General features: G+C 47.8%; 16 protein-coding genes and 1 pseudogene. 6 read left to right on the top strand and 11 right to left on the bottom strand.

The genetic code is table 11. The annotated features are described in order from the left end of the window. The first annotated feature begins 9 nt into the window (after window positions 1-9). Window positions 10-1236: a M16 family metallopeptidase gene (locus SMSP2_RS14270; RefSeq protein WP_146684696.1), complete on the top strand. Its 1227-nt coding sequence runs from the start codon at window positions 10-12 to the stop codon at window positions 1234-1236. Between the two features lie 85 nt (window positions 1237-1321). Beyond that, window positions 1322-2542: a M16 family metallopeptidase gene (locus SMSP2_RS14265; RefSeq protein WP_146684695.1), complete on the top strand. Its 1221-nt coding sequence runs from the start codon at window positions 1322-1324 to the stop codon at window positions 2540-2542. Here the strand turns inward: SMSP2_RS14265 and mutS are convergent. The 9 genes and pseudogenes from mutS to SMSP2_RS15315 all read right to left on the bottom strand — a co-directional run. Next, window positions 2539-5163, bottom strand: a complete 2625-nt coding sequence (gene mutS / locus SMSP2_RS14260; RefSeq protein ID WP_146684694.1) for a DNA mismatch repair protein MutS — start codon at window positions 5161-5163, stop codon at window positions 2539-2541. The genes SMSP2_RS14265 and mutS overlap by 4 nt on opposite strands. 4 nt (window positions 5164-5167) lie before the next feature. After that, window positions 5168-6364 (bottom strand): GTP-binding protein, encoded by a 1197-nt coding sequence (locus tag SMSP2_RS14255; protein ID WP_146684693.1) that lies wholly within the window; start codon window positions 6362-6364, stop codon window positions 5168-5170. 47 nt (window positions 6365-6411) lie between these two features. Then, entirely contained in the window at window positions 6412-7041 is a 630-nt protein-coding gene (locus SMSP2_RS14250; RefSeq protein ID WP_146684692.1) for a DUF3226 domain-containing protein, read from the bottom strand. After that, entirely contained in the window at window positions 7041-8102 is a 1062-nt protein-coding gene (locus SMSP2_RS14245; protein WP_146684691.1) for an AAA family ATPase, read from the bottom strand. The genes SMSP2_RS14250 and SMSP2_RS14245 overlap by 1 nt, the downstream gene beginning before the upstream one ends. Before the next feature lie 55 nt (window positions 8103-8157). Then, window positions 8158-8955 (bottom strand): type III pantothenate kinase, encoded by a 798-nt coding sequence (locus SMSP2_RS14240; RefSeq protein WP_186804760.1) that lies wholly within the window; start codon window positions 8953-8955, stop codon window positions 8158-8160. Between the two features lie 49 nt (window positions 8956-9004). Next, window positions 9005-10021 carry a GTPase ObgE gene (gene obgE, locus SMSP2_RS14235; protein ID WP_146684689.1) on the bottom strand — a complete coding sequence of 339 codons (1017 nt, stop codon included), beginning with the start codon at window positions 10019-10021 and terminating at the stop codon, window positions 9005-9007. Between the two features lie 400 nt (window positions 10022-10421). Then, complete coding sequence (locus SMSP2_RS14230; RefSeq protein ID WP_146684688.1) at window positions 10422-11027, bottom strand: DUF642 domain-containing protein; 606 nt, start codon at window positions 11025-11027, stop codon at window positions 10422-10424. 264 nt (window positions 11028-11291) lie between these two features. Further along, a complete protein-coding gene (gene miaB / locus SMSP2_RS14225; RefSeq protein ID WP_146684687.1) occupies window positions 11292-12689 on the bottom strand; it encodes a tRNA (N6-isopentenyl adenosine(37)-C2)-methylthiotransferase MiaB in 1398 nt (465 codons plus the stop codon). A 224-nt stretch (window positions 12690-12913) separates the two neighbouring features. Further along, window positions 12914-13031: pseudogene (locus tag SMSP2_RS15315) on the bottom strand (transposase); the annotation flags it as partial. A gap of 213 nt (window positions 13032-13244) precedes the next feature. Between SMSP2_RS15315 and SMSP2_RS14220 the strand changes: the two are divergent. After that, window positions 13245-14867: a sialate O-acetylesterase gene (locus tag SMSP2_RS14220; protein ID WP_146684686.1), complete on the top strand. Its 1623-nt coding sequence runs from the start codon at window positions 13245-13247 to the stop codon at window positions 14865-14867. 79 nt (window positions 14868-14946) lie between these two features. Further along, window positions 14947-15819 carry a hypothetical protein gene (locus SMSP2_RS14215; protein ID WP_146684685.1) on the top strand — a complete coding sequence of 291 codons (873 nt, stop codon included), beginning with the start codon at window positions 14947-14949 and terminating at the stop codon, window positions 15817-15819. A 233-nt stretch (window positions 15820-16052) separates the two neighbouring features. On the opposite strand, the gene istB is transcribed toward SMSP2_RS14215, so the two are convergent. After that, window positions 16053-16820, bottom strand: coding sequence for an IS21-like element helper ATPase IstB (istB, locus tag SMSP2_RS14210; RefSeq protein WP_146682730.1), 768 nt, complete (start codon window positions 16818-16820; stop codon window positions 16053-16055). Between the two features lie 34 nt (window positions 16821-16854). Further along, a complete protein-coding gene (gene istA / locus SMSP2_RS14205) occupies window positions 16855-18336 on the bottom strand; it encodes an IS21 family transposase (protein ID WP_186804653.1) in 1482 nt (493 codons plus the stop codon). 97 nt (window positions 18337-18433) lie between these two features. Between istA and SMSP2_RS14200 the strand changes: the two genes are divergently transcribed. Both SMSP2_RS14200 and SMSP2_RS14195 read left to right on the top strand, forming a co-directional pair. Further along, window positions 18434-18907 carry a hypothetical protein gene (locus SMSP2_RS14200; RefSeq protein WP_146684684.1) on the top strand — a complete coding sequence of 158 codons (474 nt, stop codon included), beginning with the start codon at window positions 18434-18436 and terminating at the stop codon, window positions 18905-18907. Window positions 18908-19098: 191 nt separating this feature from the next. Continuing rightward, window positions 19099-20331: an ISL3 family transposase gene (locus SMSP2_RS14195; RefSeq protein ID WP_146684683.1), complete on the top strand. Its 1233-nt coding sequence runs from the start codon at window positions 19099-19101 to the stop codon at window positions 20329-20331.

Below are 20331 nucleotides of genomic sequence, written 5' to 3'. Positions count from 1 at the left end.
TGGTTTAATATGAATGAAAAAATAGACAGTTACACACTAAAAAATGGAATGAAGGTCTTTGGCGAGCACATGGAAGTGGGCTCGGTGAGCTTTAATATCATGCTTCCCTGCGGCACATCTCGGATACCTCAAGGCTGCTCGGGAGCGGGCAATGTTATTTCTGACTGGGTGTTCAGAGGCGCCGGCGAATACACCAGCCGCCGGCTTGTGGAAAATCTTGACGGTCTGGGTCTGCACCGCGGCAGCGGAGTAGGCACATACTGCATGAATTTTTCCAGCGCTTTGGAAGCGAGCAACCTGCTCAGAGCCATTGAGCTATACGCAGATGTCGTCTTGAGGCCCAAACTTGATGCCGGGCAGTTTGAGCTCTCGCGTCAGCTGGCCCTCAGCGATCTTGCCGGACTTGATGACGACCCCAGACAGCAGGTAGTTCTCAAACTCAAAGAGAATTTCTACGGCCGGCCGTGGGGACGTTCTTCATACGGCTCAAAAGAGGACCTCGAATCTTTGAATCCGGAAAAAACGGCTTCTATAATCAAAGACCGTTTCAAACCCTCCAAGGCGATTTTCAGTATCGCGGGCAAATACGATTTCGATGCCGTGTGTAAAAAATTAGAAGAGCTTTTTGGCGACTCGGAACCTGATTGTGAAACACAAATGCAGGAATCCAACCCCAGCCCTGCTTATGACCATATATCCCACGACGGTTCACAGGTACATATCGGGATTATGTGCTCCACAGTTCCGGCATCAGACGCCCAATACTACAATCTAATGGCAGCGGTATCCGTACTCTCGGGCGGTATGAGCTCGCGGCTGTTTACAGAGGTTCGTGAGAAACGCGGCCTCTGCTACGCGGTAGGGGCCAATTACAACAGCCTTCGTGACCGCGCCGGCATTGTATGCTATGCGGGTACCACACCGGATAAGGCCCAGCAGACCTATGATGTCACACGCAAAGAGCTCAACCGGCTAAAAGAAGACCTGACGGCGGAAGAGCTGCAAAGGGCCAAGATCGGACTAAAAAGCGGCCTTATTATGAAAAGCGAATCCAGCATGAACAGAGCAGGCTCAATCGGAGGCGATTATAACCTCCTGGGCCGCGTACGTTCGCTTGATGAGATAAAGGAAAATATTGAAGCGGTAACTATCGAATCAATGACCGCCGCGCTTGAGGCAAACCCATTCGATAAATGTAAAGTTGTTACAATAGGGCCCAAAGAGATCAAAGTGTAAAAACATCAGCGTTGGTGTTTGCACCAGATGCTCTTTTTAAAACGAGCTCAACGAACTGACCAGAATTCACAAATTATGAGTAACTATGCAATTTAAACACAAAACACTCGATAACGGATTAAATATAATCGGCGAAGTCAACCCCGCGGCACAGTCAGCCGCTGTCGGTTTCTTTGCAAAAACCGGCGCACGTGATGAAAATGACGCTATCAACGGCGTTTCGCACTTTCTTGAGCACATGATGTTCAAGGGTACCGACAAACTCACGGCACTGGAGGTGAACGAGGCGTTTGACCGCACCGGAGCGCAGTTCAACGCGTTTACAAGCGAGGAAAACACCGTTTACTACGCCGCTGTTCTGCCGGAATACCTCGAAGAGGTGGCCGATCTCTGGACACAGCTGATGCGCCCTTCGCTGCGAGACGATGATTTCAACATGGAGAAAAACGTCATCCTCGAAGAAATCGCAATGTATCAGGACCTGCCGCACTTCGACGTAATGGATCGGGCCAGAAGCCTGCACTTTAATAATCACCCGTGCGGCTACAGTGTTCTGGGAACCGATGAAAGTATAAAAAACCTTACATCTTCGCAGATGCGGGAATATTTCTCCCGCCGCTACGCCTCCGATAACCTTACTCTCGTCTGCTGCGGCAATTTCGACTGGGATGCCCTGTGCAAGCTGGCAGAAACCAACTGCGGCGGCTGGAAAGCCTCAGGGGCAAAACGCCAGACACCCGCATACCAGGGAAACGCCAAAACAGACACGGTACAGAAACAGGGGCTTATACGAGAGCATATCTGCATTGTTTCACCGTCTGTATCCGCTCAGCACGAGCTCAAGTACGCCGCGATGCTGACAGGCGTAATACTCGGCGACGATACCGGCTCAAGACTCTTCTGGAGCCTGGTTGACACGGCAAAAGCCGAAATCGCTTCGAGCCAGTACGACCCGATGGACGGCACGGGCGCCATATACTCGTACCTCCGCTGCGGCACGGAAAACAGCGCTGAGGTACTCGAGATTACCAAGGCCGAACTGGAAAAACTTCACAAGGACGGTGTAACAGAGGACGAACTCAATAAGGCCCGTAACAAGGTACTAAGTACCATTACCCTGAAAAATGAGCTTCCAATGGGACGGCTGATAGAGGTCGGCATCAACTGGACATACCTCGAAGAATACAGAACTATTGACAACGAAGTGGCAAACGTTAAAGCGGTAACTGCCGAGCAAATTAACCAAATGCTCAGGGAATACAACCCCGCCGAATGCACAACGGTAATTATGCGGCCAAAAGGCTAATTTTCTCTTATCTCTTTCTTGATATCGTTGAGAAGAGTAATCGCCTCAATTGGCGTCAGGTTATTGACATCGAGGTTTAAAAGTTTCTCGAGCACACTTCTGTTTTGTTCAACGAAAAGTTGCTGCTGAGGCTGCTGAGCGGTTTTGTTTCTCGCCAGTTTTTCTCCGGAGGCTTCTTTGACAAAGGTACTTTCCAGGTCATCAAGTATTTCACGGCTGCGGGCGGTTATACTTGCCGGCAGTCCGGCAAGGCGGGCAACATGAATACCATAGCTCTTGTCGGTGCCCCCGGGTACTATCTTGTGCAGAAAAACCACTTCATCCATCCATTCACGCACTGCGACGTTGCAGTTTTTCACGTTGTCCAGCAGCTGGGCCAGCTCCGTGAGCTCGTGATAATGTGTTGCAAACAGCGTGCGGCAGCCGATATTGTTGGCAATGTGCTCGGTGATCGCCCAGGCCAGCGAGAGCCCGTCATAGGTGCTTGTACCGCGGCCGACCTCGTCGAGAACCACCAGTGAACGGTCTGTTGCGTTGTTTATGATATTGGCGGTCTCGGTCATCTCTACCATAAACGTTGACTGGCCCCTTGCCAGCTCGTCCGATGCGCCGACACGGGTAAATATCCTGTCAACCACTCCGATACGCGCCGATTCAGCGGGTATGAAGCTGCCCATCTGCGCCATCAGCACCAGCAAAGCACTCTGGCGGATATAGGTACTCTTGCCGCTCATATTTGGGCCGGTAATTATCATTACATCCGCCGATTCGCCGCCCAGCTCAAGATCATTCGACACAAACTCATTTCCCAGGCTCTGGGCTACGACGGGGTGTTTGCCCTCTTTTATTTCCAGAACCTTCTCGCCGCACATTTCCGGCCGTATGTATCCCCGCCGCAGAGCGAGATGCGCCAGCGAGGCAATACAGTCGATACAGCCGACGCACTGGGCGAGCACCTGCAAACGCGAGGCATATCCCGCAGCGCGGCTGCGCAGCTGGTCAAAGATACTCAGCTCCAGCTCAAGGCTTCTCTCGTGTGCACTAAGCACCTTGTCCTCGTATTCTTTGAGCTCTTGTGTAATATATCTTTCGGCGTTTTTCAGCGTCTGCTTGCGCACGTAGTCCCCGGGCACCTGATCCGCCATTGAGCGGCTGATTTCGAGGTAATACCCGAAGACCTTGTTGAACCCGAGTTTGAGATTTTGTATGCCGGTAAGCTCTATCTGCTTTTTCTGGTAGGCCGCCAGCCAGCTCCGGCCGTCTTTTGAAATGCCGCGAAGCTCATCAAGCTCGGCGTTGAAGCCCGTACGGATAACACCCCCGTCACGAAAATGGCTCGGACACTCCGGCTCTATCGCCGCCTCGAGTAGATCCGCCAGCTCTTCCATTGTATCGCAGCCCTGCGCGAGGTTTTTGAGAAGCCCCGAAACCGATTCGCTAAGCAGCAATTTCATTGCCGGTATCTTGCGGAGAGTATCGGCCAACAGGACAAAATCCTTTGGCGATGCGCGAAACGTGCTGATTCTCGACACTATCCGTTCGAGGTCGGCGGTGTTCTTTAACTGAGAACGAATATCATCAAGTTTCTGCGAAAAATCGCACAGCTCCTGTACCGCGGTGTGCCGCTCTGTGATCCTGTCAACCTGCCTGAGCGGCATACATACCCAGCCGCGGAGCATTCTGGCACCCATGCCGGTAAGTGTCTGGTCAATGCTGTCAAACAGTGAGCCTTTTTTGTCCTCGCTTCTCATAGTCCGCAATATCTCAAGACTTCGCAGAGAAGTTTGATCAATATGCAGGAAGCTGCGTTTGTTTATAAGTTTGATCGAACGGATATGTGCGAGGCTGGTCTTCTGTGTCTCTGAAAGATACTCCAGCAGAGCGCCGGCAGGCGGTATAACATCACTGTCACCATCCACGCCAAAACCCTCAAGCGTATTTGTGCCAAAATGCTTTAGAAGAGATTTCTCCGCGCTGTAAGGGTCAAAATACCACCCTGGCCGATGGGTAATGACAATGCTGGAAATCTCGGATAGCTGTTTGGCGAGTTTGGCGTAATCGTCTCCGAAAAGCTGCTCTCTCTTCTCCGGCACCAGGCATTCACTCGGTGAGAGCCGCAGTATCTCATCAACAATCGCGTCTTCATCGAGCTGTTGAGCGTAGAAATGCCCTGTCGATATATCCACCCAGCACAGGGCAGCGCCCTTTGGCCCGAGATACGGAGCGCAGAGAAAATTATCTTCCTTCTCATCAAGCAGTATGTCGTCTGTTAGTGTGCCGGGAGTTATTACCCTGACAACATCGCGTTTTACGACGCCCTTTGCTTTTTTAGGATCCTCGACCTGCTCACACACCGCGACCTTGTAGCCGGCTTTTATCATCTTTTTAAGGTACGCATCAACCGCATGGTACGGAAGGCCCGCAAGGGGAATCGGATTGGCGGAATTTTTGTTTCTGGTAGTCAATGCCAGACCGAGTACCCGAGAGCAAATCTGGGCGTCTTCGTAGAAAGTCTCATAAAAGTCACCCATACGAAAGAACAGCACCGCATCGGGATACTTGTCCTTAAAGTGATGAAACTGCTTCATCGCAGGTGTCAAATTGTCAGAAGTATTGGCCATATATCTATTTTAATTTTCCGTAAAGAATCTCTTTGACGGTACCTTGAACATCTTCGTCTGTTTTACATTCTGCCAGCTGTTCTGTCAAGCTGATCTGCCTTTGGGTAAAGCATACCGCAGAGGCCGTGTCAAAACCGCTTATGCCCAGCAGGCACGATATTGTATCAGCAATCGGCTCGATATTCCAGCCCTTTGATGCGCTTATATGCAGTGAATCGGGATATTTTTGTTTCAGCCCCTCCAGCTCCGCCTCTCCGCAAAGGTCTGTCTTGTTGATGACATGAAGCAGCGGCGTATCAACAGGCAGAATCCTGCGGATATTTTCCTTCCCGCAAGCTGCATCATCATCGGCGGACTGCATGTAAATAACGATATCAGAGCAGCGTATCATCTCTATCGAAGCCCGCTGCGATTCGGCGTCAACATCTCCTTTGCCGGCAAGTTCCGCGTCCAGACCGGCGGTATCGATAAATTCCGCCTTGTATTCGATGCCCCCGCTGCGTACATCCGTATCAGCGGTAACATAGTCACGTGTTGTGCCGGCAGTATCAGATACAATTGCTGTCTCCGTGCCGCACAGGGCATTGAGCAGCGTACTCTTACCGCTGTTTGGCGGACCGGCGATCACGCACTTTACGCCGCGGATGATCCGGGCAGCGATTTGTGTTGCATCGAGTATGCTTTTGACTGTCCAGGCGGCGGCTTGCGGAGCGGCTTGGAGCGTCTCCATCGCCGAGACAAGGCCGCATGTGAGCTGATTGTGAATAATCTCTATCCCGCTGAAGGTTTGTGCATCATACTGAGCCAGTGCCGCCTCAAGGGCGATTGTGTTTGGAAGAGTCCCGCCGCCTGATTCGAGCTTAATCCTTAGCAGTCGGCGGTTTGAAACAATTTCCGCGCCGTGTTCTGATAACTTTTTCAGCAGTGACTCGGCGATTATCGGGTTGCCGTGGCAATGCAGCAGAAGCGAGTCGGCCGATTCAAACGCCGCCAGCGCCTGGTCAACTCTCCGCCCGTCAATCTGAATTTCACAGAGACACATGCCGCCAATTTTTTTTGGAATTGGCGAAACTACACCCTCCAGCATTCTCTCGAGACCGCGGCCGTAAAGCTCAACAGAGGCTATCGCGGCAGAACCCCTGCCGGTTACCAAAGACGCGTACACCTTGGGATAATCATCGCTCTGTAGTTTTTGTGTCATGATATAATTACCGGTTAATCAGTTTATCCACAGATTATGTGTATTATTTACGAATTAATGGAAGTTAAGAATTTTTTATAAGGCTTGAATGCTTCAGATTCAAAATCGAATGCTCCGGCTTTCGCCGCTTCACCTATCTTCATACCTTTATAACTGTTTGTCCCTGAGAGATGTGAATACAACCTGTTCTTATGTTCTTGTTTAAATACACCACAGTATTTTTTATTACAGCATTTCAGAAAAGAATCAACACATTCGGCTGCAGATTTATCAGAAAGCATATTCACACATAGACTTTCAAGTGTACATCCCTCAATATCCTTTGTTGGAAGCAGTGCAAAACCAACTTCAATGCAATCAGTCCGGGTTAAAGCAAACTCTGATTGTGGAGCCTTAAGACCGGCATCAGTTAGCTTACTTTGTATGCTTTTGATGGCATCCTCTCTTGTGCCAACTTCAACATCTCTTATTATTACTAACCTTTTGACTTCAACGCCTTCCGAGGCAGGTGTACGTAAAAGCTGGGCAACATCAATCTTGCTATTGCCTGCAAACGAAAAGACTTGAATATTGTTAAGGCCAAGTGAACGTAGAGCATACACAAAAAAAAGCTCTGCATCCTTTCCCTCGACATAGAGTAAGTTTGGTTTCTTAATACTATCTTTTTCAATGGGCATTAGCGAACCTCCCAGTCAGATTCTATCGCAGAGAGCAGCATGTCACATGTACTTTGCCTGGGAATTATTTGCCCGGTTTTATTTCGTTCAAGACGCACAAAATTGAAGTCATCTTTATATTTATTTGTGTTTTGTGCCGCGGCCTGTATGAACTCATAGCTGTGGGTCGTTGCAAACAACTGGCAGTCATTTTCAACAATAATCTCTGTTATGATTTTCCAGAAGTCCGGCAAAACGGAATAATGGAGCCCGTTTTCTATCTCATCAACAAAAATCACATTATTTGAAGTTGATAATATTACTAGTGACAAACTTAGTAACTTCACGAAGCCATCACCTGCAAAATAAATTGGCATAGTTGTTTTCATATCTTTTAGTTTACAGTGAAGCATTGGGTTGCCATCTTCTGTTAGTAATTTCAAATCTTCAAGACGCGGTTCAAGTTTTTGCATTATTTTAAGAATTTCTTTTTCTTCACCCCTGGATGCAATCGCACTGAAAAAGTCACTCATATCTTTTTGCTTGGCTTTACCACTTCTTATGATATGCCAATGTGCATTAGGTTTTTCTGTTCTGCTGATTTGAGATACAGTAATGCTGTCAGTATTGACAGTATGGGAGTAATGAGTAGTTTTGCCATTTTGACTTACGTAAAAATTCAGGCATTTCTTATCTTTAATTTTGTCTGTTAGCCCATTTATTTTATGTTCTTTGATTTTTTGTTCGGTAAATATTTCAATTGCATTTTTTAATGTGAGTGTTGTTGTTCGTTTCTGTCCATCTATGGTTAATTCTATTTCAATAGCACGGTTTGTATCGTAATTATAAAAAGCTGGTCGAGTTGAAGATTCTATTGTTCTTTCAAGTTTTTCCAGGCCTCGTGCAATACTGTGTCTGGCAATTGCATCAGTGTTGCCAAAGTCTTCTGATAGAAAAATAGCTTCCAGCAGGCAGCTTTTGCCAACGTTATTTTTTCCTGATATCAGGTTCAGGCGTTTTAAGTCTGAAATACAGAAGTCTTCAAAACATTTATAGTTTTTTATGCAGCATTGGGTTATCATATTTCTATTCCTTAAATTATATCTTTAGCAGCCTACTGGTATTGGACGAAATTCCTTATGAAACCGGTCGTTCCTGAATGTATTTCATATATGCCAGCACGATGCCTTTGATCACCAGTGACGGCACCCAGTTGTCCACAAATTTACAATCCTCTTTTATCGTTTCCGCGCCGTCGCCTGTAACGATGGTCTGGGGCCAGACTTCCATCTCTTCGGCAAACTTGCGGCATGTTGTCTCCAGAAGCCCTACCGCGGCGAAATAGATACCGTTGTTTATGGCGTCTCTGGTATTGCCGCCGAGTGTCATTACCGGCTTGTTGACAACGATTTCGGGAAGTTTAGCGGTATTCTCCGCCAGGCTTTTGGCTGAGACGGCTATACCCGGGGCGATGATTCCGCCCATAAACGTGCCGTCATCATCAACCGCGTCTATTGTTATAGCTGTACCGAAATCAGCGACGATCACCGGCTGCTCAACGACCAGGTACGCCGCCGCGGCCGCAAGTACCCTGTCAACGCCGACATCCGCCGGATATTCTACGCCGAGCTTTATCGGCAGTGGTACGTCCTTATCCAGGCCAATCTCGAGGATCTTCTCCTTTATCTCCTCGGATACGGCAGTGCGGAACCGCTCTGTTGCCGGAGGATTAACACTGCATACGACAATAACCGCGTCGCGCAGCTTTTCTTTTGAACGCGGCGCTGCGGGCACCTGTTCCCAAAGGCTGTGCAGTGTTGAACGGATATTCTCGTCGTCATTTACGCCGACACTCTTGACCGGCTGAGCTTCGCCCTCTAGGAAAAGGCCAAACTTGATGTTAGTGTTTCCAATGTCTATTGCTAATATATTCATATTCATTCTGTTTTAAATTACAGTTTAAGCCGCGAATTACGCGTTCTTATCAATTATCCGCCATGTCTTGGCCGCCGTCGGCACTTTTTACCATTTTCCAGAGCTTTTCGTTAAGCTCTTCAAGTCCCTGACCGGTAACGGCTGATATGCCGACTATGTCGTCTCTGCCAAGCTCGGCCTTGAGTTTATCAAATTCATCTCCAGAGGCAAGATCCAACTTGTTTGCGGCGATAATCTCCGGCTTTGAACCAAGTACGCTGCTGTACTGCTCGAGTTCATTACGGATTACCCTGTAATTATCAGCCGGATCCGAGCCGTCCATCGGTGCTATATCGATAAGATGCACTATCGTGCGTGTTCTTTCAATATGCTTGAGGAAATCATGCCCGAGTCCCGCTCCCTGATGTGCTCCCTCTATAAGCCCGGGAATATCAGCCATAACAAACCTGCGGTAGCCGCTAAGCTCTACAATTCCAAGCGAGGGCTCGAGTGTTGTAAACGGGTAATTTGCGATTTTGGGCCTTGCCGCGCTGCACCTTGAAACCAGCGTGCTCTTGCCGGCGTTTGGCAGGCCGACCATGCCGACATCAGCTATCAATTTCAGCTCAAGCCGCAGGTTGCGTTCCTGCCCGGGTGATCCGGGAGTTGTCTCTCGAGGTGTCTGGTGGGTTGACGTGGCAAATTCCTTGTTGCCGCGTCCGCCCTTGCCCCCGCGGCAGATACAAACCTGCATACCGTCTTCGTTGAGATCCTTTATCATCAGTTCACTGTCAACATCGTGAACAAGCGTGCCCACCGGCACCCGTATGACAAGGTCTTCCCCGTCTGCACCGAACCGGTTGGAACCCTCTCCGGGCAGTCCGTTGCCGGCTTTCCATTCAGGCCTGCCCGAGAAATCCAGCAATGTGTCAACATCAGCCGCGGCAAGTAAATACACACTGCCCCCCCTGCCGCCGTTACCGCCGTCGGGGCCGCCTTTGGCCATATATTTTTCGCGGCGGAAACTCATGCATCCGTGCCCGCCGTCACCGGCTTTTACATGTATTTGTGCTTCGTCTATAAACATATCTGTGATTCTAACCTTTAAACTCGCTTTATTGATTTCATTGACAAACCTGTATTGTAACAGATTTTGTAGAGAAAATTCACGAATTTTCTCAAAACTAACAGTTTTTTAAGGCGGTCGGTGTTTTACGCCTTCTCGCCGGGCTCGATGCTGCACGTATCGATTAGGCTGGGACTTCAACACGGCCTCTCGCACCACTTGGCATACGGTTCCATACGTACCACGGCGGTTCATTTTAACCATTCACCCCTTGCCGCCAGACTAATGGTTACCGCTGCCGGGCCCAAAGGAGACTTGCACTCCCAAGCAAGTGTGCCCTGCCGGGCACACCAAAAAAAAGACTGTCAGGAACAAACCCGACAGTCTTTTTAGATTTTTATAAATTCTACTTATTAGAATCTTACCTGAAGCGTCTCATGCTCCTCATGCCGATGCCGCCAAGGATCAGGATAGCCATAGTCGCCGGTTCTGGGACTACGGTTACCATATCCAGACTGGGACCGGAATTCGCAGAGGTCGCATCGCCTTCAAAAAACAGCCATGTGCTTGCACCCTGTGCGGTGAAATTCCATGTCTGCTCCTGCCAGCTGCTGCTGCCCGCGTTGAATATGTCAGAATCAATGTAGGCGTCATCCGAAGCTCCTGCAAACCCGACAGTTACATCATTATTGTTGTAAATGTAGAAGCTTACGGTGTACTCCTGTCCGGCTGCTGTTGCAAGCTCCGTACCGATTTTACCCGGTACAGTTCCGTTAAGGGCGATTCTTTGATCTCCATCGTAAGCTGCAAAGCCGCCATAGGTGTCATTTGCAACTTCAATGTCTCCAGAAACAACCAGCCACGAACCAAAAGTTTCACCTGTATCATACAATTTCAGGAAAGTCAAGCTCGGGTCGGGGGTTATGACAGGAGATTCAAAGGAATCATCCAAAATAAGTGCGGAATTTGCTGACATAGTAAACAATACCAGCGCAAGTGTGATAATTAGACTTTTTTTACACGTCATTTCTTTCTCCTCGATAATTTATACAATCTCTCTTTTACAACCTTATCTACACACAGGGCAAAACCCAAAATAGATTCGGTTTAAACTCTTTCACTTTATAAATCATAGCAAGAACGACCTGCCACAATTTCTTTCTCTCACTAACTGTACCGATTTTAGAATTTAAAACTGTATTTGTCAAGAATATAATCTTATTTTGTCAAATATTTTTCGCATCAGAAACAAGAAAGATTATAAACCCTTTATAGAAAAACCTTTCCGAACCTATGATCCTTCAGAATATTCTCCAAAAAGTGTCAGGGCTGAGGCCTTTTTTATCTCAACCCGGGCAAATTTCCCACTAAGTATTTCGGGACCGTTGAACACTACAATGTGATCGCCCGCTGAGCGTGAAATCAGCTGAGGGTATTTCTGATGGTCGGCATTATTCAGATGAGCCTTTTTACTGGGCCCTTCAACAAGGACTTTCATACGAGTGCCGACTAATGCGGCATTATCTTGTCTGCTTATATCTTCCTGTATTTTCAGTAGCTTATTAACCCGTATCTTTTTGATCTCTTCCGGCACGTCATCGGCCATGCGTGTCTCGGTTTTCGTGCCGGGCCGCGGCGAGTATTTAAACGCAAAGATATTTTTATATCTTGCTTTTTGAACTAGGTTTACTGTCTTTTCAAAGTCATCTTCGCTCTCACCGGGAAAACCGACAATAAAGTCTGAGGCTATGGTTATTCCAGACACGATATCACGTGCCTTATCAAGGGTTTCGAGGTACTGACCAACCGTATATTTGCGGTTCATAGCCTTCAAAACGCGGTCAGAACCGGATTGTGCCGGCATATGAAGATACGGGCAGACCTCATCAATATCCGCCATGGCATGAAAGAGCGGTTCATCATAATCCAAATGGGGATAACTGGTTATGAAACGTATCCGCTCTATGCCGCTGATCTGGGACACTGCTTCGAGAATGTCAGATAGCCGCCACTTCCTGCCACCGTCATCGTAAAAATACGAGTTAACCGTCTGGCCCAGCAGCGTGAGCTGTCTTACGCCTGTACCGGCAAGTTTCCTGGCCTGCTCTATAATCTGTGCCGGCGGCCGCGAAACCTCGGGCCCCCTGACAAACGGAACGATACAGTACGAACAAAAATTGTTGCAGCCCCGCATAACACGGATAAACGCCTGACCGCGGATCTGCCCTTCATCAGAATCGTTAATGTACTCAAACTCATCCAGCATTTGCTGAGCCTGTGCTTCGGGGATTTTGCGAATGTCATCCTCGACAGAGACAAGGTGTCCATGCTGCTGCATAACCTGGCGAACCTGCTGGGGCAGAGTCGGTATCCTCCCGGGGCCGCAGACTATGTCAACCGCCGGATTTTCGAGCAGCTTATCTCCAAGGCGCTGTGCCATGCAGCCGATAACCGCAACGACAATATCGGGCCTGTCTTTTTTCAGATGTCCGGCATAGCCGATTCGTGAAAGCACCTTCTGCTCGGCTTTTTCACGGACAGAGCATGTATTAAATATGATTATATCGGCATCGCCCTCATCATCAACGAGCTCACAGCCCGCGAAGGTAAAGGCCCTGGTTACCAGCCCTGAATCGAGCTTGTTCATCTGACAGCCGAAACTGCGTATATATAATTTCTTTCCGTTCATAGACCCAAGAGTATAGACTCACAGACCTTATAAATCAACATATTTCAGATAAACAATAAGATTGGAGTCCGGGGCAATCCACTCTCATTTCACTTTTTTGTTCCAATGCGATTGGAAAATCTTCAACATTAAATATCTCGGCTAAAATTTCAGGGATGTCTTTTAAATGATTCACTCCCGTAAATTTCATTGCCTGGGGCCCGAAAGCGAACAGAGGAACGTGGGATGCGAATCCTGCGAAGATTCTCTACCAAAATATATGCCGCACCAGAGAGCAGAAGCCGGAACTGATTAGGCCAGAAACTCATGGCAGCTTGTCCGGTCTGCAAACAGACAGAGCTGAGCCGGCCGCCCATAAAATCAGCAACATTTTTTTTAGATTTTGTGCTTGTAAAGGTTAGCTGTTCTCTGTTACAATCTGTTATCGTGACAGGTTTCTTTTGTTTTTTATAAACGCCTACTATACAGGCACTTGATCTAGCGCGCAAGTAAAAAAGATGACTTTTTTTTATAAGGTATCCGGGCTAAAAAGGAACTGCAAAATGAGCTGAAAAAATGGCTAAAGAAGACAAACTGGCAGGGACAGGATATCGTATTCAGTTAAAACTTAGTGAGAACAATATGGTCTTTATGAAAAAAAACTATGATTTTAAACGCAGCTGCATAACGGCTGTAATAATCACGATGTTGGCGGCATGTTCGCTTGTCTGCTCACAGACAAGTCTGCCATCTGTACTCAGCAGCGGCATGGTTCTCCAGCAGAACGATTCCGCCGCGCTATGGGGCTGGGATAAGCCGGGGCAGGAAGTTACCGTTACCCCCGGCTGGTCGAGAGAAAAGCATACCGCAAGCTGCGATAATAGCGGCAAATGGGAGTTGCGGCTCCAGACACCCTCTGCAGGCGGGCCGTATAAGATCGCCGTGAGAGGCAGCAGCGATATAATCCTCGAAGATGTACTCATCGGCGAGGTCTGGCTCTGCTCGGGCCAGTCCAACATGGAGATGACCGTGGGGGCAATAAATGTGTGGCAGCCGGGGGTTAACGACTGGCAGCGTGAGCTTTTAGACGCTGACTATCCCAAAATCCGGTTTTTTGAAGTCCCCCGCAATGCCGCCAAAGATAAACAGAACGACTGCCCTGGACAGTGGCAGGTTTGCAGCAGTGAAACAGCCAAATCCTTTACCGCGGCAGGGTTTTTCTTCGGCAGAAAGCTATATAAAGAGCTTGGCATACCTGTCGGACTGATCAAGTCATCCTACGGCGGCACTCCAAGCCAGAGCTGGACGGATATGGATTTCATGAGGTCTCACGAAGCCTTCAAATCCATTCTTGAAAAATACGACGCGGCATGTAACCGCTACCCCCAGGCTCTGGAAGAATGGAAAGAAAGAGTCAAAGAATGGGAGAAGAAAGTAGAAAAGGCCAGAGAAGACGGCAAAGAAGCGCCGCCCAAACCATGGGAACCGATGGGCCCGGGTAATCCCCGAGGGCCGGCTTCCCTGTTTAACGGCATGATACACCCTTTGATTTCCTATACATTGCAGGGAGTAATATGGTATCAGGGAGAGGCTAACGCCAGAGAGGCACTTGAGTACAGAAGCATATTCCCTGCTATGATTGAGAACTGGCGGCAGGCATGGAACAAGCCGGATATGCCGTTTTACTATGTGCAGATTGCCCCTTGGACGTATCCGGAGCCTTATATAGGCGCGGAACTGCGGGAGGCCCAGCTGCTGACACTGTCTCTGCCCAATACCGGTATGGTTGTAACCACTGACCTTGTTGATGATATTGAAAATATTCACCCCCCTGACAAGAAACCCGTCGGCGAAAGGCTTGCACTTTGGGCTTTGGCTAAGGTGTACGGCAAAAAGAATGTTGTATATTCAGGGCCGCTATACAAATCAATGAAGATCGAGAAAGAGGCTATAAGAATATTTTTTGACCATACAGACGGCGGCCTGAAAGCCAAAGGCGGCAAACTGACCGACTTTGAGATTGCAGGAGAAGATAATGAGTTTGTCCCTGCCCAGGCGGTTATCGAAGACAGTACTGTTATTGTCAGAAACGATGCAGTCAAAGAACCTAAGAATGTACGTTTCGGCTGGTCAAACACCGCCCGTCCAAATCTGTTTAACAAGGCCGGACTGCCCGCAAGTACATTCAGGACTGACTGAAAAAATAAATGCAACTAAAATGGCGCGAAGTATTTTATTTTCCATGGCGGCCATAGATAAAAAAACAGGAAGGCAAACAGTGAAATTAAAAATTTACACACATAATTTGATGACTTTAACCCTGGTCTTTCTTCTTTGGCAAATTGGTTATAGTTTCGCCGAAGAAACCTATCCTCCGTTTAATTATGTTCTCGGCACCCAGACTTTTCAGCCGAAATATCAGTTCACCGAAGAAACACGCCTTGTCGAGACGGCTATGCAGATCGAAGAAATGGGTTCAAATATATTAAAGATTCTGATAGATTCAGATTATTCAGATCATTACATGCTGCCGCAAAATACGGACATAAATTCATTTACATCGCTTCTTGACAAGGAGCCTTCATACAGGAAAGTCTTGCGGATGCCTTTTGATTACTACTTTTTCTGGGCACACTGCTCTCCGATTGTAGATGGAGAGTGGAAACCGCATTACGACTGGGCACAGGGCTACAGTGAAAGCCAGCGTATTGATGAATATCAGCAGATTTACGACCTGACATGCTATCTGCTGACAGAGTTTGACAATTCCGGCAAGACTTTTTTCCTGGGTCACTGGGAAGGCGACTGGGCGATAATGGGAGAGCCGTACAGCCGCGACAGGGAAATCAGCCAAAAGGCCTTTGACGGAATGATCGAAAGAATGAACACCCGCCAGCTTGCAGTTGATAACGCAAAGCGCGATACGCAGCATAATAATGTTGATGTGTTTCATTATATGGAAGCGGTATTAGTTGAAGATGCGATAAAAAAAGGCAAAAAGACACTCACCAACAGTGTGCTGCCGTATGTAAATGTTGATCTTGTCTCTTTTTCATGCTACAGCTCTCTGGGCAGTTTCTGGGAAGGTAATCTGACGATGGAAAAGAGAAAGGAAACAATGAAAACTTCTTTGTGTCAATCGGCGCTTTAAATTAGGTCACTATGAGCGCGTTCAAAATGGGTCAGTTAAACCAGTTGTTATTTACTATTTTTAGTTTCATTTGTCAAGTTGGATTTGGATAAAACGATTATTTTCGACGTTATTGGGCAGATACGCCAGGCCTGTTTCGCCCGGACCGGCGGCCGGGTGAGAATGGGCCACCCAAAAAGCTCGTCGGAACCTGGCCGCCGCAAGCCGGGCGGGACAGGCCGGTTAAGACTGAGTCAGCCTTCATGGCCGGCTCTTTTCTCACAGGCACCATGCTCGGCACGGTCCTTGAGACGGTAGCTGCGGCCTGTGATGTTGATGATCTCAGCATGATGCAAAAACCTGTCCAGGATTGCGGTTGCCGATGGTACATCACCAATGAGCTTGCCCCAGTCTTCCAGCGGCCTGTTGGAGGTCATCATCGTGGATTTGTTTTCATGTCGCCGCATAATGATCTCCAGCAGATACTCGCCGCAGCGTTTTGGCAGATGCTTGATGCCCATGTCATCGATTATCAGCAGCTCCGGCTTGAGATATCTGTTCATTACCTTATCCTGACAGGCAAAGGCATCTTCGTGCAGAAAATCCCTGGCAACATCAAATATCGAGCGGTACCGCACAGCCATGCCTGCCTTGACTGCCTGATAGCCTATCGCCTGACACAAATGACTCTTGCCCACACCCGGAGGGCCAAGCAGCAGAACATCAACGCCCTCACTGATAAAGCGGCATGTGGCCATATCAAATATCCGGCTTCTTTTAATCGAAGTATTGAACTGCCAGTCAAACTCCTCCAGTGTCTTGAGTTCTCTAAACCCGGCAGCCTTAATACCCCTTTGGATCTGGCGATGCTTTCTGACCAGCATCTCATCCTGCAGGATCAGTTCTAAAAACTCAGCATGAGTGAGGCTGTTGCCGGCTGCCTCCTGCAATCGAACTTCAAGTGTCTCAAGCATACCTGACAACCTTAGTGATTTTAATGTGTTATGCAGTGAATTGTTCATAATAATCTGCTCCTGAATAAGTTATGATTATTGTTCAGCCCAGAACCTCTCTTACGAATTCTCCGTAACTGGAGATATCTCTGATAATAGGGTGCTCATCTATAAATTCCATCTGGAGCTGCCTGTCACCGCCGTGTTTAATAATACTCCTGATGGTCTTCAATCGAAAAGCATTGTGGCTTAACGCTATTTTACATGCATTATCGATTTTGTTACCTTTATAGGTATTGGTCATATTCAGCAAGCCCAGAAGTACGCGGATACCAGGTATTCCTCTGGCCTCAAGCATCTGCAGGGCCCATCTCTCGGCATTGTCACCTATCAGACTGACTCGTTCAAGCATCCATACAACGCCGTTTTCTATCTTTGTTCTTTTCTCTGAATGAATATGTCCGTCCTGAGTCTGGAATCTGCCCGGCTCAACTTTAGCGTGAACAACAATCTGCTCCATGCTGCGGTTAAATACTCTTACCATATGGCCGTCCCATCTTGCCCATACCTTGCGGCCGGTATATTCCGGAGGCACCGAGTAATAGGTCCTCTCTACCTCTATATGGCCGTCCCTGTGAACGGACCGCTGAGCTTCTGTAAATGAAGGAAACCTTCCAACCGGAAGCCTCAATAAAGCAGGCTTTTCCTGTTCTGTGAACAATTTGCCTACCTGCTTGCGGGTAGTGCCGTGAATACGGGTATCGGCAATACGGCTCTCCCAGCTGAGAAGAAACTGATTCTGCTCTGAGAGGCTCTTAAAGCTGCGGCCCTTGAGGGCGTTATTTTTGACATATGCTACTGCTTTTTCAACCTTACCCTTGTGTCTTGGGGTATACGGCTTACAGGGTAAAATGGCGGTACCGTAATGACGGCAGAATGACACTATTTTTGGGTGTATCTCAGGATCATACCAGTCAGCTTTGTTTACAGCAGCTTTAAGATTATCTATTATCAGTGTTTGCGGAACACCGCCAAAGTGGTGAAAAGCGTTTTCCAGGCAATTTATAAAGTTATCGCCGGTCTGCCTGAAAACTGCCTCGCTGTAGGATTTACGGGAGAAGCTAAGCACTACCCGTATTACATGAGTTCTTTTTCGTCTGCCATCTTTCGTTATTACCGGTGCACCCGTACCAAAATCTATCTGAGCCTCTTCACCGGGCCTGCATTCAAGACGCCTGAACGGAACAGGCGAATTTTTACTGAGGCGGTTGACAAACCTGCGAACGCTGTGGTAGCTGACATCAGAGCCGTGGTCGTCACGAAGATCCTGCCATATACGCCGGCGGCTGAGCCCCATATCCAGCTTGTTCTTAATTATTTCACGGTAAGGCTCACAATTGCTTACCGGACCGGTTGAGCTTTGGGCCACCGACCCGGGAGGCGCGTTAGTGACCTGTTTTGAATTATCATTGTCTGATTTTGCATACTTACGCACCGTATCCAGGTGGATGCCAAGCTCTCTGGATATACGCCTGCAAGACCAGTTACGCTCTCTTAATGTCTGTATTACACTTCTTTTAGTCATTTTTAGATAGTTCGCCATAAAGACCTCCGTTATATTTTCGATAATATCGATAATATAACGACTCTAAGGCAAAAACTTCCTTTCAAAATGACCTATTTTGACCCGCTCATTACTGACCTGTTTTCAGCGCCGCTTAACATCTTTGCTCAAGGCTCTTGATTTTATCGAGAAGCACATGCCGCCAACAGACAAAAAATACCCATGGGATAAAAGGGTTTTCATCGGCGAGTACGGCTTCCGGCGGTACCACCGCGGCACACAGAAAATCGCCATCACCGCTGATCAGCAGGCCGAGTTTACCCGTACCGCGGCAGCCGCGGCACTTTCCTGGGGCTGTCCATTTGCACTTTACTGGCAGATCTACGACAATGAATCTGATGAAGGCGGCGAAAATCCCAGCGGACTGGCCCTTATCAACAGAAACCAGCAGAAACAACCGGCATATTTAGTGCATAAGAACTTCTATCGACGGGCAAATGATTTTATAGACCGTTGCCGCAGCGATTTCAAGAGAAACCCAACACAGGCAGAATTCAGAGAAGAAGCCCTCAAATGGCTGCAATCTGAGTAAGGCCGCAGTCTGAGCGTGTTCCCGAAAAATGGACAACTGTTTAAGGTGGAGCGATTTTCGGGTAGTTATTCCTTTTGATACGAATATATATTAGGCTTCTCACATAAATTTGTGCGGAAAAATTTGATATAGCATATGTTAACACTTGTTATAATGATGATTTAGAACAATGTTATAGCAAGGGAAAACATATGCTGCTTAAAAGAATACTAAAAAAGACATTAAAAGTCAAGAGACATAAAGTGGTAAAAGTCGATTATAGTGACAATCAGCTCAACTTTTATTTAGACGTTCACAAACGTCGTCGGCTGCCTTGCGGCACCTGTCAGACGCTCGCTCCGCAACGTGACCGGCTTCCGCAACGGCAGATTAAGCATGTTCCGTTATGGGGCATACCGGTGATGCTGCATTACCGTCCGGTTCGTGTCAGCTGCCCCAAATGCGGTGGGCCGAGGGTTGAGGACATACCCTTTACCTCAGGTAAATCACGTATGACAAACGGATTGGTCTGGACCTTGAGCAGTATGGCGAAATTGCTGCCCTGGCAAACGGTTTCTCAGATGTTTAATGTCAGCTGGAATACGGTTCAATCTGCGGTAAAGCAGGCAGTTGACTACGGCATGAAACACAGGGATACAGGAAAGGTCATTTATATTGGCATTGACGAAGTATCCCGCCGCAAGGGTCATACGTATATGACGGTGGTGTACGACCTGGAAGAAAAACGCATTTTATGGAGCGGCCAGGGCCGGAAAAAAGAGACGCTGGAGGCGTTTTTCAAAGAACATGGAAATTCGTTAAAAGGCAGTTTAAAGGCGGTTTGCTGTGATATGTGGCAATCGTACATTGATGTTGTAAAAGAGCATGTTGACGAGGATGTTGTTCTGGTTTTCGATAAATTTCATATCGTACAACATTTGAATCAGGCTGTCGATGAGGTACGCAAACAGGAAGCTATCACGCTCAAAAAAGACAACCCCGAACTGCTTAAAAAAACGCGATATATCTGGCTGAAGAATCCTGAAAACCTTACAGACAAACAGCGTGCACGTCTGGGGTATCTGGAGAAGCTGAATCTTAAAGTCAACAGGGCTTATTTATTGAAAGAATCCTTTCGTGATTTTTGGGATTACCGCTACCCTGCAGCTGCCAAAAAATATCTTGCAAAGTGGTTCTGGTGGGCCACCCACAGCAGGCTCGAACCATTACGTGATTTTGCCTGGATGCTCAGAAAACATCAGCAAGGTATCATAAATTATTTCAAATGCCGAGTCACCAATGGAGTCACCGAAGGTATGAACAATAAAGTTAAAACAATAGTCAAAAGATGTTATGGATTCAGGACAATCCCGACGCTGCAGTTAGCCTTATATCACTGCCTTGGAAAGCTGCCTGAACCTGAAAATATGCACAAATTTGTGTGA

It is taken from the genome of Limihaloglobus sulfuriphilus (assembly GCF_001999965.1).
Lineage (GTDB): Bacteria > Planctomycetota > Phycisphaerae > Sedimentisphaerales > Sedimentisphaeraceae > Limihaloglobus > Limihaloglobus sulfuriphilus.
Note: the sequence above shows the minus strand (reverse complement) of the source record. Positions and strands in the feature narration are given on the sequence as shown.